The 16,425-nt window shown below is 49.2% G+C and carries 14 protein-coding genes; 10 read left to right on the plus strand and 4 right to left on the minus strand.

Features of this window, described 5'->3' with window-relative positions; all coding sequences use genetic code 11:
• Positions 1-6 precede the first annotated feature (6 nt).
• Genes urtB through urtE form a run of 4 tightly spaced genes read left to right on the plus strand, consistent with a single transcriptional unit; the run spans position 7 to position 4,356 of the window.
• A complete protein-coding gene (gene urtB / locus IDZ20_RS00285; RefSeq protein WP_188149426.1) occupies positions 7-1,689 on the plus strand; it encodes an urea ABC transporter permease subunit UrtB in 1,683 nt (560 codons plus the stop codon).
• A 4-nt stretch (positions 1,690-1,693) separates the two neighbouring features.
• Positions 1,694-2,878 carry an urea ABC transporter permease subunit UrtC gene (gene urtC, locus IDZ20_RS00290; RefSeq protein WP_188149427.1) on the plus strand — a complete coding sequence of 395 codons (1,185 nt, stop codon included), beginning with the start codon at positions 1,694-1,696 and terminating at the stop codon, positions 2,876-2,878.
• A complete protein-coding gene (gene urtD / locus IDZ20_RS00295) occupies positions 2,875-3,648 on the plus strand; it encodes an urea ABC transporter ATP-binding protein UrtD (protein WP_188149428.1) in 774 nt (257 codons plus the stop codon). The genes urtC and urtD overlap by 4 nt, the downstream gene beginning before the upstream one ends.
• A 12-nt stretch (positions 3,649-3,660) precedes the next feature.
• On the plus strand, positions 3,661-4,356 hold the full coding sequence (gene urtE / locus IDZ20_RS00300; RefSeq protein WP_188149429.1) for an urea ABC transporter ATP-binding subunit UrtE: 696 nt from the start codon (positions 3,661-3,663) through the stop codon (positions 4,354-4,356).
• A gap of 74 nt (positions 4,357-4,430) precedes the next feature.
• Here urtE and IDZ20_RS00305 read toward each other — a convergent pair whose 3' ends face one another.
• The gene (locus tag IDZ20_RS00305; RefSeq protein ID WP_188149430.1) at positions 4,431-5,558 is read right to left on the minus strand and encodes a TRAP transporter substrate-binding protein; all 1,128 of its coding nucleotides are present in this window, start codon (positions 5,556-5,558) and stop codon (positions 4,431-4,433) included.
• Positions 5,559-5,653: 95 nt separating this feature from the next.
• Positions 5,654-7,894: a DNA helicase II gene (gene uvrD, locus IDZ20_RS00310; RefSeq protein ID WP_188149431.1), complete on the minus strand. Its 2,241-nt coding sequence runs from the start codon at positions 7,892-7,894 to the stop codon at positions 5,654-5,656.
• Between the two features lie 100 nt (positions 7,895-7,994).
• Between uvrD and IDZ20_RS00315 the strand changes: the two genes are divergently transcribed.
• Positions 7,995-9,188, plus strand: coding sequence for a sugar efflux transporter (locus IDZ20_RS00315; protein ID WP_188149432.1), 1,194 nt, complete (start codon positions 7,995-7,997; stop codon positions 9,186-9,188).
• A 44-nt stretch (positions 9,189-9,232) separates the two neighbouring features.
• Here the strand turns inward: IDZ20_RS00315 and IDZ20_RS00320 are convergent, their stop codons facing one another.
• Positions 9,233-10,540 (minus strand): cation:dicarboxylate symporter family transporter, encoded by a 1,308-nt coding sequence (locus IDZ20_RS00320; protein WP_188149506.1) that lies wholly within the window; start codon positions 10,538-10,540, stop codon positions 9,233-9,235.
• A gap of 47 nt (positions 10,541-10,587) precedes the next feature.
• A complete protein-coding gene (locus IDZ20_RS00325) occupies positions 10,588-10,872 on the minus strand; it encodes an HU family DNA-binding protein (RefSeq protein ID WP_188149433.1) in 285 nt (94 codons plus the stop codon).
• Positions 10,873-11,168: 296 nt separating this feature from the next.
• Here IDZ20_RS00325 and ubiA point away from each other — a divergent pair, with 296 nt between their 5' ends.
• From ubiA to IDZ20_RS00350, 5 genes are all read left to right on the plus strand, one after another.
• Complete coding sequence (gene ubiA / locus IDZ20_RS00330) at positions 11,169-12,047, plus strand: 4-hydroxybenzoate octaprenyltransferase (RefSeq protein ID WP_425443397.1); 879 nt, start codon at positions 11,169-11,171, stop codon at positions 12,045-12,047.
• Positions 12,048-12,184: 137 nt separating this feature from the next.
• Complete coding sequence (phoB, locus tag IDZ20_RS00335; protein ID WP_188149508.1) at positions 12,185-12,895, plus strand: phosphate regulon transcriptional regulator PhoB; 711 nt, start codon at positions 12,185-12,187, stop codon at positions 12,893-12,895.
• 15 nt (positions 12,896-12,910) lie between these two features.
• A complete protein-coding gene (gene phoR, locus IDZ20_RS00340) occupies positions 12,911-14,209 on the plus strand; it encodes a phosphate regulon sensor histidine kinase PhoR (RefSeq protein ID WP_188149434.1) in 1,299 nt (432 codons plus the stop codon).
• Positions 14,210-14,265: 56 nt separating this feature from the next.
• On the plus strand, positions 14,266-15,474 hold the full coding sequence (locus IDZ20_RS00345; protein WP_188149435.1) for a GNAT family N-acetyltransferase: 1,209 nt from the start codon (positions 14,266-14,268) through the stop codon (positions 15,472-15,474).
• A 288-nt stretch (positions 15,475-15,762) separates the two neighbouring features.
• Entirely contained in the window at positions 15,763-16,422 is a 660-nt protein-coding gene (locus tag IDZ20_RS00350; RefSeq protein WP_188149436.1) for a TorF family putative porin, read from the plus strand.
• Positions 16,423-16,425 lie beyond the last annotated feature (3 nt).

Genomic DNA, 16,425 nt, shown 5'->3' on the forward strand with positions numbered 1-16,425 from the left:
ACGATTATGAATATACTAATAAGAGCAATATGCCTAGTTGGAGTTATCTCCTTATCCGCGCTGGTGCAAGCGCAGGAGATAAAGAGCGAAGATCCTCAAGCGTCGGAAGCAACCTTAACCGAACAAAGGCAAGCAACCGAAGCTGAATTTAAATCATTGTTGGAAGATTTGAACGGTAAATCTTTTAGCGCAAAAAGTAAGGCTATTACAGCGTTGTCATTATTGAGTGACGACCGTACTTTGCCTATTCTGAAAAAAATGCAGGACGGTGAGCTTTTCTATCGAAAGAGTGATGGCGTCATTGTGTTTGTTGCTGAAGTCGAAGAGGGGCTGGAGCTAACGGATGTGATTAGTGGCGAAAGCCTAGGCGTAGTTGGCAGCCGCGATGCCCGTAAAATCAGAATCAATAACGGCGTTCGACAACAGCTTCGTTCTGCTGTTGCGTTACTAGAGCTGGCGAGCCCAGATCGAAAATTACGTTTAGAATCTGCCCGCAATATGATTAAGTCGCCCGATGATTCCTTGCGCGAGGTATTGGCTCTGGCATCAAAAAAAGAAAAGTCGGACGAAGTTAAACACCTCCTCGATGTGGCAATTGCGCGCATCGATATCCAATCAGACGACCAAGAAGTTCGCGCTGATGCGGTTGAGGTTCTAGGTACAGCAGTCGAACCCGAAGCTGTAGCAGTATTAAACAGCCTTGCAAAAAAAGGTGAGGACGGAAAATACCTAGAGTCCAATGTCGAAATTGCCAAGCTAGCGGAGTTAAAGCTGAAGAGCATTAATACCAAGCTTGGCATATTCAAGTTTACCGAAAACCTAATGTTTGGCTTAAGTCTTGGTTCTATTCTGCTACTAGCTGCAATTGGTTTGGCGATTACGTTCGGCGTGATGGGTGTAATTAATATGGCCCACGGCGAAATGATTATGCTTGGTGCCTACACCACCTTTGCAATTCAGCAACTCTTACCAAATCACATTAACGTTTCACTGCTGTTGGCAGTTCCCGCTGCATTCTTAGTTTCGGGTACAGCTGGTGTGTTGATCGAGCGAATTATCATTCGTCATCTCTATGGCCGACCACTCGATACCCTATTGGCAACTTTTGGGATTAGCCTGATTTTACAGCAGGCGGTGCGGATGTATCGGGCGAATAACGTCCCGGTGGTTACACCTGATTGGCTGAGCGGATTTTGGCAAGTGAACGGTGCTTTATCCATTACTTATAACCGTATTTATATTTTAATTTTCGCGTTATTTGTATTGGCAGCCTTAGCTTTGCTGTTGAAAAAAACCTTGGTTGGCTTGCAGATGAGAGCGGTAACTCAAAATCGCGCAATGGCGAACTCTATGGGTATTCGCTCCAATTGGGTTGATGCACTCACCTTTGGACTGGGCTCCGGTATCGCCGGCATCGCTGGCGTTGCGCTCAGCCAAATTACCAATGTAGGCCCTAACCTTGGCCAAAGCTATATTATCGACTCGTTTATGGTGGTGGTATTTGGCGGTGTCGGTAATCTGTTGGGTACTTTTTTCGCGGCTATGAGTCTGGGTATTGTGAATAAATTCTTGGAGCCGGTAACCGGCGCCGTAATCGGAAAAATAATTGTGCTTGTTTTTATCATTCTGTTTATTCAATGGCGGCCGCGCGGATTATTCGCGTTAAAAGGCCGGTTTGCGGAGGATTGATAAAATGCTAAAAAATTCAATTCTCTATACGCTTATTATGAACGACAAAGTTGGCCGCTACATTTTGGCTGCGCTTTTAGCTTTGGCAATATTGGTACCCATACTGAATATTGTTATGCCAGAAGATTCGTTTCTACATGTACCCACTTACACGGTTAGTTTGCTCGGTAAGTACCTGTGTTATGCCTTACTGGCTTTAGCCTTAGATCTGGTCTGGGGTTATTGCGGTATCCTAAGTTTAGGCCACGGCGCATTTTTTGCCTTGGGCGGTTACGCCATGGGCATGTATCTGATGCGCCAGATTGGTGATCGCGGTGTTTATGGTAACGCCGAATTGCCTGACTTTATGGTGTTCCTAAACTGGGATAGCCTGCCCTGGTATTGGCTTGGCTTCGACAGCTTTACCTTCGCGATGATTATGGTAATCGTCGTTCCCGGTTTGCTGGCATTTGTGTTTGGTTGGCTTGCTTTCCGTTCACGGGTTACCGGTGTGTATCTGTCGATCATTACCCAAGCTTTAACCTTTGCGTTAATGCAGGCTTTTTTCTTAAATGATTTTGGCTTCGGTGGTAATAATGGCCTTACCGACTTTAAAGAAATTTTAGGGTTTGATATACAGTCAGACGGAACCCGATTAACCCTTTTTGTTTTGTCTGCCGTGTCGGTAATACTGGCTTATCTCGCCTGTCGATTTATAACCACAAGCAAGTTCGGTCGAGTCCTTGTGTCGATACGCGATGCGGAAAGTCGCACACGTTTCTTAGGCTATCGCGTCGAGCACTACAAATTATTGGTGTTTATTTTTAGTGCCATGCTCGCCGGTATCGCCGGTGCATTATTTGTCCCTCAAGTTGGCATAATTAATCCAGGCGAATTTTCACCGATTAACTCTATCGAAATTGTAATTTGGGTAGCTCTCGGCGGCCGCGGTACGCTTTACGGCGCCGTAATTGGGGCCTTGGTTGTTAACTATGCGAAAACCTATTTTACTGGTGCTTTTCCGGAGATTTGGTTGTTTATGTTGGGCGGGTTGTTCGTTATTTCTACGACCTATTTACCGCGCGGTATTGTTGGCGTGGCGGAATCACTGATGGGCAAACGTAAAGCGCGCTCTACTCATGGTAGCGATGATTCACCAGACCAAAGCGATGCCGATAATGACAAAAACATAGGGGAGGTGAAGTCGTGACTACACATCAACCGATCAACGCCTCGGCAGAAATCCGCAGTATTCTTTATTTAAATGGTGTTACTAAAACGTTCGATGGTTTCAAAGCCATTAACAATCTGTCTTTGGATATAGCTCCGGGTGAACTGCGCGCGATTATCGGTCCTAACGGCGCCGGCAAAAGCACGATGATGGATATCATTACGGGAAAAACCAAACCGGACGCCGGTGAGGTGCGCTTTAAAGATCATATTGATCTAACCCGTTACGACGAGGCTGATATTGCCAACATGGGTATTGGCCGCAAGTTCCAGAAGCCAACGGTCATTGATAGCTTATCGATTTGGGATAACCTAGAGCTTGCTCTCGCCGGCAATCGTGGTGTGTTGCAAACGCTTTTCTATAAGCTTAAAGCCGCTCAGGCAGATCGCATTGACGAGGTGATTAATCTTATTGGCCTTTCCGAAAAGAAAAAAGACCTAGCCGAAAATCTATCTCACGGCCAAAAGCAGTGGTTGGAGATTGGCATGTTGTTTATTCAAGAGCCAGAAGTGTTATTGGTCGATGAGCCGGCAGGCGGGATGACCGATTACGAAACCATGGAAACCGCACGCCTATTAAAAGATATAGCGAAGAGTCATTCGGTTATTGTGGTCGAGCACGACATGGAATTTGTCCGCGCCTTGGATTGTAAGGTAACGGTTTTACACGAGGGTAGTGTATTGGCCGAAGGCACGTTGGATAAGGTTTCTTCCAATCCGCGTGTAATCGAAGTTTACCTCGGCCGCTAACAGGGGAATATTATGTTAAGTGCAAAAAATATTGATCTTCATTACGGCGCAAGTCAGGCGCTAGAAAACGTTAGCCTAGAGGCCGCTAAGGGTGAAATCACCTGTATTCTCGGTCGCAACGGTGTAGGTAAAACCAGCTTGATGCAGGCCGTAACCGGAAGGCAGGGTATTACCTCCGGCAGTGTTGAGTGGAATGGTCGTGATATTTCCAAACTTAGCGCGGCAGATCGCGCGCGTTTAGGAATTGCCTATGTGCCGCAGGGGCGACAAATATTTTCTCAGTTAACCGTGTTGGAAAATTTGAAAACCGGCTTTGCCGCGCTGCCTCGTGGCGAGCGAAAAGTTAACGATGAAATTTTTGATTTGTTCCCTGTGTTGCGAAAAATGTTGCACCGTCGTGGCGGCGACTTGTCTGGTGGCCAGCAGCAGCAGCTATCGATTGGTCGCGCGCTGGTAATGAAACCGAAATTATTAATTTTGGATGAGCCAACCGAAGGCATTCAGCCGTCAATTATTAAGGATATCCACAATGTAATTTCGATTTTGCGGCAGCAGGGCGAGATGGCGATTATTTTGGTGGAGCAATACTTTGAGTTTGCTCGCGACTTGGGGGATAAATACGCGGTGATGGATCGCGGTGTTGTTACTTTGTCGGGGGATATTAAATCGATGGATGAACAGGCCGTTCGTAAGTTCCTTACCGTATAACCTAGAAAGAAAAGATGCTGCTACAGCGCCGTCACTTTATCGATTAAGTGATAGCGCTGTAGTGGTACTTAGTATTAACGCGCCTCGAAATAAGCCTCTTCACTTAAGCGGTGGTACTCTCGCACTCCGTCCAGATACGCCTTGTAAGATTTATACACCTTTGCAAATACTGGGTCGGATGCCGACATTTCGTCGTACAGTTCGAAAGAAATACGTTTGAATTCCGCCAGTACATCGTCGGGAAATTTGCGTAGTTCTACCCCTTTGACGTTGATCAATTCATCAAAGGCGGCAACGTTGCGTACGGTGTACTCGTCGAGCATATCTTGATTGACCGCGCGTGCTGCGGTTTCGACGATAGCTTTTAAATCGTCCGGTAATGTATTGAAGGCATCTTTATTTACAATAATTTCTAGAGTCGGGCCGGGCTCGTGCCAGCCGGGGTAATAATAGTATTGAGCGATTTGATGGAAACCAAAGGCTAGATCGTTATAGGGGCCAACCCATTCGGTCGCGTCGATAACGCCAGACTGTAGCGAGGTATAAAGTTCCCCGCCGGGAATGTTGACGGCGGTTCCGCCCGCGCGACTAAACACTTCGCCGCCCAATCCGGGGATACGCATTTTTAGACCCTGCAGGTCCGAAATAGAATTTATCTCGCGATTAAACCAGCCGCCCATTTGTACGCCAGTGTTGCCGGCGGCAAAAGGGACGAGATTAAAGTCGTTGTATATTTCTCGCCACAGCGCCATGCCGCCACCGTAGTGCAGCCAGCCATTCAGTTCTTGTGCATTTAAGCCAAAAGGCACAGCGGTAAAAAAGACTGCAGCCGGAACTTTACCTTTCCAGTAGTAGGCCGCGCCGTGGCCCATTTGTACGCTGCCGGAAGAGACTGCACCAAATACCCCAAGTGCAGGTACTATTTCGTTAGCGCCGTGTACTTGTATTTTTAACCGACCGCTACTCATTGCGTCGACCATGCGCGCAAAATTTTCTGGCGCGGAACCTAACCCCGGAAAATTCTTCGGCCAAGTGGTTACCATTTTCCAAGTAAATGTGTCTGTGTCGCCGCTTGTCTCGCTTTGATGCTGGGCCGTTGTGTTAGTGCTGTCGAGAACGAGCAAAGTAAATAGAATCACACACAGGGATAGTGCCGCGACTAGTGCGGTTGGTAGCCACCATGGGGCATAACGTGCTTGCATGAGGTATTAGCCTTTTCTTGGAATGCTTATTATTAATTTTTTAGGCCGGCGTACTGTTTACGATGGTGTTCGTATTAACTGAATCGCCGCGCAGTTTACGCGGGCTCTAATTTTGCGTAGCGCAACACTAACCATTTACTACCTTCGGAACCGAAATTGACGCTCACTTGTGCGGAATCGCCGTGGCCCTGAAATTGTAAAATAGTGCCTTCGCCAAAAACCGGATGCTTAACTAACTGACCTAGGGCTAAGTTTGGGTAAGCACTCTGCAGCGACTGATTGCCCAATGCTTGGCGCACGCGTGTTTCCGCTGCGGAAACAATGCTGCGGCTGCCAAAACCGCCGGGCTGGCCACCGTATGAGGCGGGGCGAGTGATCGTCGATTTAATTCTGACTTCTTGCATTAAGTCTTTAGGAATTTCGCGCACGAAACGCGATACTGAATTAAAGTTTTCAGTGCCGTGTAGGCGTCGGCTTTCGGCGAACGAGATCACCAGTTTTTTCATGGCGCGGGTAATGCCGACGTAACACAAACGTCGTTCTTCAGACATTCTGCCCGGTTCTTCGGCTGACATTTTATGGGGGAACAGGTTTTCTTCCATACCGGCTAAAAATACCAGTGGAAACTCCAAACCTTTTGCCGAGTGCAAGGTCATCATTTGCACGGCGTCTTCAAATTCGTCGGCTTGGGTGTCGCCGGCATTGAGTGCGGCGTTATCTAAAAATTGTTGTAGTGGGGTTAGGTCTTCGTCATCGGCAACAAAAACACGACCGGCATTCACCAGTTCCTCTAAGTTTTCAATGCGCGCTTGGCCTTTTTCACCCTTTTCTTTTTTATGGAACTCAAGCAGTCCACTTTGATTGATAACGCGTTCAATCGCGGCATCTAAACTCAGGCCGATAATTGTGTCTTGGAGTTCACTTAGCAATGCGTCGAAGCCGCGTAGCGCGGTGCTGGCCCGAGCGGTAAACACACCTTTACTGATGGCGCCGCGCATTGCATCGAACAGGGAGCAACCTTGTTCGCGCGCGAATAAGCGCAGGGTTTCGATGGTTTTACTGCCGATACCGCGCGTTGGCGTATTGATGACACGCTCAAAGGAGGCGTCGTCGTTGCGATTGGACAATAGACGCAAATAGGCGACGGCGTTTTTAATTTCTAAGCGTTCATAGAAACGTTGGCCGCCGTAGATTCGGTAGGGCATATCTTCGCGAATAAAGGCTTCTTCCAATACACGCGACTGAGCGTTAGAGCGATAAAGAATGGCGCAATCACTGTTGTTGGCTTTGTTTGCACTCACCCAGGAGGTAATGCTGTCGACTATGTAACGGGCTTCGTCCTGCTCATTAAATGCGGTATAGAGATCAATTTTTTCGCCGTCACCGTCGCTGGTCCAAAGTGATTTACCTAGGCGGTCGGTATTGTTTTCGATCACCGCGTTTGCCGCGTTCAGAATCGTAGCGGTGGAGCGGTAGTTTTGTTCGAGTCGGGTTACCGCCACGGGGGCAAAGTCGGTTTCGAAGGCTTGGATGTTTTCAATCTTAGCGCCGCGCCAGCCGTAGATAGACTGGTCGTCATCGCCGACTGCAGTGATATGGGCTTCTTTGCCGGCCAACACACGTAGCCAGGCGTATTGTACCGAGTTGGTATCTTGAAACTCGTCGACTAATAGAGCTTTGAAACGCTGTTGATAGTGCTTTAGTAGTGTGGGGTTTTTCAGCCACAATTCGTGGGATCGCAGTAATAATTCTGCAAAATCGACCATGCCGCCGCGTTCACAGGCTTCTTCATAGGCGTGGTATATCGATTTCATGGTGATCAGAAACGGATCGTGTCCGGCGTCGATATGCTGAGCGCGCCGACCTTCGTCTTTTTCCGAACCGATAAACCACATCGCCTGTTTGGCTGGGTAGCGGCTATCGTCAATATTCAGTGCCTGATAAACCCGTTTTACCAAACGTAGCTGGTCGTCGCCATCGAGAATTTGAAAGTTCTGGGGTAAACCCGCTTCTTGCCAGTGTGCTTTTAGTAAGCGATGCGCAATGCCGTGAAAGGTGCCTACCCACATAGTGCGTAATCGGCCTTCGCCGAGGGTGTCGCCAAGCAGTTGGTGTAAGCGCTCTTTCATCTCCTTGGCGGCCTTGTTGGTAAAGGTAACTGCCATTATTTGGTTGGGAGAGTAGCTTTCTTCCTGCATTAGCCAGGCAATGCGGTGTACCAGCACGCGAGTTTTGCCGCTGCCGGCGCCCGCAAGTACCAATTGGTTGGCGGGAGGGGCAGACACGGCTTCGCGCTGGGCTTCGTTTAAGTTGTTCAATAGTCGATGATCATTCATAGGCGGGGATTGTAGCAGATTGCATCGAGTGTTGAGCTTGCGTTTACCCCTTGCAGGTATAATTCTCACATTCCTCCCGTCCTTAGAACCTCCGCCACCCATGAAGCCATCAAGTTTGTCGCTGCTTTCGCCACCGGCGCTGTTAATTTATCTATTGTCGTTATGTATCGGCACGCTCTACGCGCTAGTTGTTCCAACCTTAAGTGTCTACCTCGCCGATCATTTGCAGGTGCGGCCAATGCTTATCGGGGCCTTTTTTGTCTGCATGGCGCTAACCGGTGTGGTCTATTCCCAGTCGGTAGCTCTGTGGTCCGATAAGTTGTTGGACCGACGCAAGCTGATTTTCGTGGCGATGATCTGCGGTGGTCTTGCCTGTATAGGCTTTGGCTTGGTCACATCTTATGCGCTGGCGATTTTAATCGCGGTTACGTTGTTTAGTTTATCTTTCCCCTCGGCTTCGCAAATTCTGGCGCTGTCGCGGGAATTTGCCGATCAGCAGTTGCCGCTAAAACAGGGTCGCTTGTTTAATTCGATTGTGCGTTCAACTATCGCGTTGGCATGGGTTGCGGGGCCACCGCTTGGCTTTCTTTCGTTTTACCATTTCGGTATTCATCTGCACTACCAGCTAATGGGGCTCTGCTATTTTGTTGTAGCTGTTCTGGCAGTTTTGTTTCTCCCTAAACTCGTAGTGCTGGAGCAGGCACCGCAAACCCCGCCGGTTCTGGGTCGTGGTCGCTGGGCAATTGTGGTCGGGGTGGTAGCCTTTTCACTTTTGTATGCAACCAACCAAGGCTATGTGCGTTCACTACCGCTTTACTTAGATCAATATCTCCAAGTCGAAACGGTATACGCGGGTTATCTGTTGGGGCTTGCTGCAGCAATAGAAATACCATTAATGATTATTGCTGGTTGGCTTGCTGGCCGTGGGGAGCTATTACCGTTAATTAGGGTTGGTGCGATAGCCGCCGTGGTATTTTATTTTGGCATCTGGTTGGCAGACGATCTCTGGCAACTGTTTGTTCTGCAGTTTTTAAACTCGACCTTTATTGGTTTTGTTTCCGGCTTAGGTGCGAGTTGGTTCCAAGATAAAATTCCAGGGCGGGCGGGAAGTGCTTCTGCGCTTTACATCAGCACTTCATCTGCCGGTACGGTATTGGGCAGTATTTTTATTGCGGTTGTTGGCGAGCTTTACGACTATCGACAAATCTATTTGTTGAATGCTTTTGTGGCGGCTATCGCGCTAGTTTTACTTTACGTTATTAGTAAAATAGAAAAGCGCGAAGCTACAGATTAAGCTGTGCTAGTTTCGATTAACTAGAAACTATTAAACTTTAACGGCTAAGCGTTAACGGTTTCCGGTTTGTCTGCTATCGGGGTGAGTGTTTCCCCTTCGCTGCGAGCGACAAAGGTTGCACAACAGCTATCGCTAAAGACATTTACCGCAGTGCGCGCCATATCCAAAACTCGATCGGTAACCAAGAGCAGGGCAATCCCGTCTGGCGGCAAGCCGATAGAGGTGAGAATTACCGAAATTGCCACCAAACTTGCGGCGGGAATACCGGCAACACCAATCGACGTTAGCAGCGCTATCACCACAATACTAAATTGTGTTGCAAAGGTTAGTTCTAGGCCGTAGGCCTGAGCGATAAAAATGGCGGCGACACATTCATACAGTGCGGTGCCGTCCATATTTACCGTTGCTCCTAAGGGTAAAACGAAGGATGTTGTGCGTTTTGATACGCCAACATTTTGCTCCATACACTCCATTGTGATTGGTAGCGTACCAGAGGACGACGCCGTAGAAAACGCAGTGAGCATCGCTGGCGCCATGCCGCGAAACTGTATAATAGGGTTGATTTTTGCGACATATTTTAGAATCAGCGGCATGGTAATAAACATGTGTATGCCGAGCGCAAGAGTTACGGTAATGAAGAAAATTAGCAGCGGCTTAAATGCAGCAAAGCCGGTTGCGGCAATGGTGTTGGCCACCAATGCGAACACGCCGATGGGGGTGAACTTCATGATAAACATGGTGATGCCCATCATGGTATCGAACACGCCTTGCCAAAAATTAACCATGGTGTCGCGGTATTGCTTGGCGATGCGCAACATGAAATAGCCAAACATTAGACTAAAACAAATCAAGCCAAGCATTTGGCCATCGGCTGCCGCTTGCACAATATTGGGTGGCAGCATACGGTGAAATACCGCAGCGATATCGCCGGTGCCGCGACCTTCTATTTTGGCAAGTTGTTGTTCCACTTCGGCACTGGTAACTAAATTCAACTGATCCTTGGCGGGCTCGCCATCGATAATCCCAGGCGTTAACAGGTTAACTAAAAGCAAGCCGGTGAGAATCGCCATTAAGCTCGAGGCAAAATAAAAGCCGAGGGTTTTGCCCCCCATGCGGCCAAGGCTGCCGCCGCTGCCCATCGACGCTACGCCATTAATAATCGACGCTACGATCAAGGGTACGATGATCATTTTCAAACCGTTTAAAAATAACGTGCCAACAAACGCAAATATGGTTTGTACCTGGCCGCTCATTGCGCTGCCGTTTTGTTGCGATATATTTAGACCAGCGCCAACAACAGCGGCGGCTGCAATGGCGATGAGTATTTGCCAGTGAAGAGCGAGTCGCATAATGGAAACCTTTTCTGGGGTGAGTTAAGTTGGCTTAGGGCTGATTCGTTTTATTCTGATTTTGCCGCAACAAGATTGCGGAGCTTTTCGCCGGCTTTAAAACTTACCGCATGGCTTGCGGGGATGGCGATGCTAGCACCGGTACTTGGATTTTTACCCGAGCGTGCGGCACGGAGCTTGGTGCGAAAGCTGCCAAACCCTACCAGTGTTACCGTTTCATCGCGCGCTAAGGCGTTGGTAATCTGTTCGACAACCGACGAAACAACCTCATCGGCTTGTGCAGCGGTTAAACCTGTAGACAGTTTTACCGCCGCGACCAGTTCCTGTTTTCGCATATCTCTAGAGCCTTAGCTACTTATTGTTCGTCGTATTGTGGGTTATATGGCGCCGTTCAATGGAAATCGAAAATGCTCGTGCCGCTTGGCTGCACCCATTTTTCGTTTTACGCGCAGCGGTTTGCCGAAAACACTAGAATCGGGGCTGTCCACATTCGGCGGGCGAAGATAAATTGTCTCGGAGTATCGAGGCATCGCCAACTATACACTTGGTGTAGCGGTTGTTCGAGCACGCAGGTTTTAAGTTTGAAATCTCGGCGGTGTACCCCAGCGGAATTTGTATTACCATTGCCGCCATGAAAATCCCAATGTTTTTAACCCTGGCAAAACTCAAAATCTACGCGCGGCTGATGCGATTAGACCGCCCGATAGGCATTTATCTAGTGCTCTGGCCTACCCTCTGGGCGCTCTGGCTCGCGGCCGGAGGCTTCCCTGATTGGGATAATCTCATTATTTTCGTTGTCGGTGTGGTGTTAATGCGCTCGGCGGGTTGTGTGATTAACGATTTTGCCGATCGCAAAGTCGATGGCCATGTAGCGCGCACTAAAGCGCGTCCGCTGGTATCGGGTGAAGCGACGGCAACGGAAGCCGCAGTGCTTTTTACGGTGCTGGCCTTTACCGCATTCCTGCTGGTGTTATTGACCAATAAGCTGACTATTTATCTGTCGTTTGCCGCTATTGGTCTGGCGTTCAGCTACCCATTTATGAAGCGGTTCACCCATTTGCCACAAGTGGTACTAGGGGCAGCGTTTGGCTGGTCGGTGCCAATGGCATTTGCGGCGCAAACAGGAGAATTAAATCAGGGTATTTGGCTGGTGTATGTCGCTGTCGTTGTTTGGACGGTCGCTTATGACACCTTCTACGCGATGGTTGATCGTGAGGACGACCTCAAAATAGGGGTGAAATCTACCGCTATTTTGTTTGCCGAACAAGATCGTGCGATTACCGCGATGCTGCAGTTTATGATGTTATTTGCCATGGCTATGGTGGGGCAGCGGTTCGAGTTGGGGGGCGTGTATCAGTTTAGTTTGTTGCTTGCGGCAGCTCTTTTTGGTTGGCAGCAATACCTAATTCGAGTGCGAAAACCCAGTGACTGCTTTGCTGCTTTTTTGAATAACAACTGGGTTGGTATGGTTATTTTCCTCGGAATTCTGGCGGATTACGCCCTTAAATAGCCGATTAGACGCTAAATTTGTTATGGTCATAAAACGGTAACAAAACCTTTATTTAATGCAGCCCAGTGCGGAGATTCCGCCGAGGGCAAGCGGAGCTTGCTGGATGATTTACTTTCATGAGTAAAAAAGAGCCGCAAATGGTAGATAAAACAATTTTAATCGTTGATGACGAGCGCCCAATTCGCGATATGTTACGGGTAGCGTTGGAGATGGCCGAATACAAAGTATTGGAGGCCGCCAACGCCCAAGACGCGCATCGCTTAATCGTCGATAGCCGCCCAGACCTGATCCTTCTGGATTGGATGTTGCCGGGGATAAGCGGAATGGAGTTGGCGAGGCGATTGAAAAATCAAGAAGTTACCAGCGAAATACCTATCGTCATGCTCACCGCCAAGGGTGAAGAAGACAACAAAATCCAAGGCTTGGAAACGGGCGCCGACGATTACATAACTAAACCCTTTTCGCCGCGTGAGTTAGTGGCACGCCTTAAGGCGGTGCTGCGGCGCAGCGAGGGCGTATCGTCAGACCCCATTACCGTTGAAGGCCTGTGTTTGGACCCTTCGAGCCACCGCGTTACCATCAGTGAAGTCCCTTTACAAATGGGCCCGACGGAGTATCGCTTACTGGAGTTTTTTCTCACTCACCAAGAGCGCGTCTATTCTCGCAATCAGTTGCTAGACTATGTTTGGGGTGGCAACGTCTATGTTGAAGAGCGTACAGTAGATGTTCATATTAGACGTTTACGGAAAGCGTTAAAGCTGGAAGGCCACGATCGATTAGTCCAAACTGTTCGCGGCGCGGGTTACCGTTTCTCCAATAAGATCGCGGTTGCTGCCGATCAACTATAAGGCTTCACATTTTTCATGTTTCGACGCGGTATAGCCTCCGAAATCCGGTGGTTATTGCTTTACCTGTTTGGTGCCATGCTTTTGGGCGCCGCCTTAGACGCTGTTCTAGCGACCTTACTCTATGCGGCTCTGGTGTATATAGCGTGGTTATTCTTTCGCTTGCATCAGTTGGCGGCTTGGATGGAGAGTGCGCGCCATCGCGGCCCTAAACCCCATGACTTTTCCGGTGTTTGGGGCGAGATGGCCGAGGATGTCATCCTGCTCAGTAAGCGCTATGAAAAAGATAAGGTGCGTTTGCAGGATGTGGTTGCCAGAGTGCAAGAGATGACCACGGCGCTGCCCGACAGCGTGATTATTGTCGATAAGCGCGGCAACATTGAGTGGTGGAACAAAGCCGCCGAGTGGCAGTTTGCCTTGGAGGCGCGCGACCGAGGCCACAAGTTAACCAACTATATTCGTCAGCCGGTATTTGTGAGTTATTACGATAGCGGCCAATACGATGAGCCGTTGGAAATGAACAGTAGCCAGAGTGATGCTACCTGCCTTGAATTTCATATCCATCCCTTTGGCGCAGGCGATCGTTTAGTCATCGCTCGGGATGTTACCCATGTTTCCCGTCTCGAGCGGATGCGCAAAGACTTCGTTGCTAACGTCTCCCACGAATTGCGAACCCCGCTTACCGTTCTGTGTGGCTATTTGGAAACCCTAACCGATATTGGTGGGGCACCAAAAGCTTGGTTGCGGCCGATGAGCGAAATGCAGCAGCAGGCGAAGCGGATGAACGCTTTGATCAACGACTTGTTGATGCTCTCTCGCTTGGAAACTGAAGACACCGAAAATGATGATATTCCCGTACAGTTGCACCCGATGTTGCAAGGTATTGTGCGTGATGCTGTTGCCCTGAGTGGCGACAGACAACACCAACTAAGCTTGAATTGCGATGAGCAGGTCGCGCTTTACGGCAATGAGCAGGAACTGCGCAGCGCGATCGCTAATCTAGTCTTTAATGCGGTGAACTATACCCCAGCGACTCGACGTATCGATATTGAAGTCAGCGGTGATGAGCACGAACTTGTGGTTGCAGTTAAGGATAGTGGCGAAGGTATAGACCCGAAACACCTGCCGCGTCTTACGGAGCGCTTCTACCGTGTCGATAAGGGGCGTTCTAGCGAGACCGGTGGCACTGGCCTTGGCTTGGCGATCGTCAAACATATTTTGTGGCGCCACAATGCGGAACTGGATATCGAAAGCAAGCTTGGTAAAGGCAGTACCTTCAGTTGTCATTTCCCGCGACAGCGCGTTGTGGTTGAATAGCGGCTATCCGTTCCAAAAATTAACCACAATCTAGATTGCCGCGGGGCGTTCAACCAATGAAGTTGCAGGTGCAGTTCCTCGATTCCGTAACTCAGATTGACTCAGCGGAATGGGATGCGGTTTGGGCGAGCGATTACCCTTTTGTGCAGCATGCTTTTCTTGAGCTGTTGGAGCGCTCAGCGGCGACCACGGCGGCAACGGGTTGGAAGCCCTGCCATCTCGCTATTCGCGCTGCTGATCGAGTTGTGGCGTTAATGCCGCTCTACGAAAAATACCACTCCTACGGCGAATACGTGTTCGACTGGAGCTGGGCCGACGCCTATCAGCGCGCCGGCTACGACTACTACCCTAAACTCCTTAACGCTATCCCCTTTACACCCGCCACAGGGCCGCGCTTAGCGATGCTAGCCGATCTTGGTGAGGCAGAGCAGGCCGCGGTGTTAGATTGTCTTGGGCAAGCGCTGCATAGCCAAATACAGGAGCGCGGCTGTTCGGGGTTCCATAGCTTGTTCACAGATGCAAAATCGGCGCAACGGCTTGCCGGAATGCGACTGGCCCGGCGTCAGGGGTGCCAATTTCATTGGTTTAATCAAAACTTCAAAGACTTTGACGACTTTCTAGCCGGCTTTAATTCCCGCAAGCGCAAGAGCTTAAAACGCGAGCGCAGCAAGGTTAAAGCGCAGGGGTTTGAATTACAAATTCGCAGCGCCAAAGAGCTGAGTGAGTCCGACTGGGAGGCCTTTTATTTGCTCTACCAGCGCACCTATATAAAGCGTAGCGGCAGTCGCGGATACCTCACTCGTGATTTTTTTATGGGTTTGGCGCGAGTATTCCCCGATCAGGTGGCGGTAGCAACGGCTCACCGCGATGAACTCGTGGCACCTATCTTTGCAGCGGCACTTTATTTTCGCGACAGCACAACGTTATACGGACGCTACTGGGGTGCTATGGACGAGGTCGATGGCCTCCATTTCGAGACCTGTTACTACCAAGGGATCGAGTATGCCATTGCTCAGGGACTGCAGCGTTTTGACCCCGGCGCGCAAGGAGAGCATAAGATACAGCGCGGATTCACATCGGTGCTTACCGATTCATGGCACCATTTGGTACACCCGCAATTACAGCAAGCCGTGGCGTCTTTTGTTGCCGAAGAGCGCCCGCAAATACAGGCCTACTGCGCGGATGCACGCCGTTATTTACCCTTTAAAGACGGCTATTTGTTACCGACAGATGACGCCTTAATTCAGGACTCAGCGGAAGACTGAGACGCCAAACGCCCCCATCTATTTAATTCAACCTCCGCCTAAAAGCACCCGCACCAATTGAATGCGTTTGTAGTGTGCAGGATTAATGCGCACGACCCATATTGGTGCGCGCCTGTGCCGTAAAAAAGATCAAAATCTTCTGGAAATACTCTAAGTTTTTGTAATTTAACGAAAAATAAAAGTTGGCGCGTTTAGTGCTAAATCTACGTCAAGCTCGTTCGCTTTGACAGAAGATCAAGCTCTAATATTTACCAAAACTTAAAAAGTAAAATTTCCGGAGGAAGCATTATGAAAACTTCACAAAAATTATTAGCAAGCGCTGTTGCCGCTTCAACTATAGCTTTGGCTGCCGTTGCTCCTGTTGCTAACGCAGAAGTATCTGGTTCAGTTGGTGTTGCAAGCTCTTACTTGTGGCGCGGTATTGATCTAGGTGCAGGTGAAGGTACGCCAGCGGTATCGGGTGACTTGAGCTACAGCGAAAGCGGATTCTACACCGGTATCTGGGGTAGCTCTGGTGATACAACCGGTGGTACTGAATACGATTTGTACCTTGGTTACGGTGGTGAAGCTGGTGATTTCAGTTACGACGTTAGTGTTTGGTCTTACCAATACCCAACTGCGGGTAACTCCGTTGGTGTAGAAGCTTCTAATGACATAGGCGATTTGATGGAAGCTGTTGTATCGGTAGGCTACGGCCCCGTTAGCATTAGCTATTACCACGGCCTTCAGGATTTGGAAGATTACTACTACATAAACGCTAGCGCTAGCTTTGGTGCGTTCGGTGTTGCACTTGGTGTTCACGAAGATGACATGATGCACCTTGATTTGTCTTACGCCTACAACGACAACCTGAGCTTTACTATCAGCCAAGTAGTTGACGACGTAGACGGTGGTTACGATGACGACACCAACTTCGTTGTGTCCTACAGCTTGCCTTTAGGCGAGTAAGAC

The organism is Teredinibacter waterburyi, from assembly GCF_001922985.1.
GTDB classification, from domain to species: Bacteria; Pseudomonadota; Gammaproteobacteria; order Pseudomonadales; family Cellvibrionaceae; genus Teredinibacter; species Teredinibacter waterburyi.

Coding starts and splice junctions, on each gene's coding strand:
- IDZ20_RS00315 (WP_188149432.1), top strand. CDS start 7,995: ATGAAGCCATCAAGTTTGTCGCTGCTTTCGCCACCGGCGCTGTTAATT.
- IDZ20_RS00345 (WP_188149435.1), top strand. CDS start 14,266: ATGAAGTTGCAGGTGCAGTTCCTCGATTCCGTAACTCAGATTGACTCA.
- IDZ20_RS00305 (WP_188149430.1), bottom strand. CDS start 5,558: ATGCAAGCACGTTATGCCCCATGGTGGCTACCAACCGCACTAGTCGCG.
- urtC (WP_188149427.1), top strand. CDS start 1,694: ATGCTAAAAAATTCAATTCTCTATACGCTTATTATGAACGACAAAGTT.
- ubiA (WP_425443397.1), top strand. CDS start 11,169: ATGAAAATCCCAATGTTTTTAACCCTGGCAAAACTCAAAATCTACGCG.
- IDZ20_RS00325 (WP_188149433.1), bottom strand. CDS start 10,872: ATGCGAAAACAGGAACTGGTCGCGGCGGTAAAACTGTCTACAGGTTTA.
- urtE (WP_188149429.1), top strand. CDS start 3,661: ATGTTAAGTGCAAAAAATATTGATCTTCATTACGGCGCAAGTCAGGCG.
- urtB (WP_188149426.1), top strand. CDS start 7: ATGAATATACTAATAAGAGCAATATGCCTAGTTGGAGTTATCTCCTTA.
- IDZ20_RS00350 (WP_188149436.1), top strand. CDS start 15,763: ATGAAAACTTCACAAAAATTATTAGCAAGCGCTGTTGCCGCTTCAACT.
- phoB (WP_188149508.1), top strand. CDS start 12,185: ATGGTAGATAAAACAATTTTAATCGTTGATGACGAGCGCCCAATTCGC.
- phoR (WP_188149434.1), top strand. CDS start 12,911: ATGTTTCGACGCGGTATAGCCTCCGAAATCCGGTGGTTATTGCTTTAC.
- uvrD (WP_188149431.1), bottom strand. CDS start 7,894: ATGAATGATCATCGACTATTGAACAACTTAAACGAAGCCCAGCGCGAA.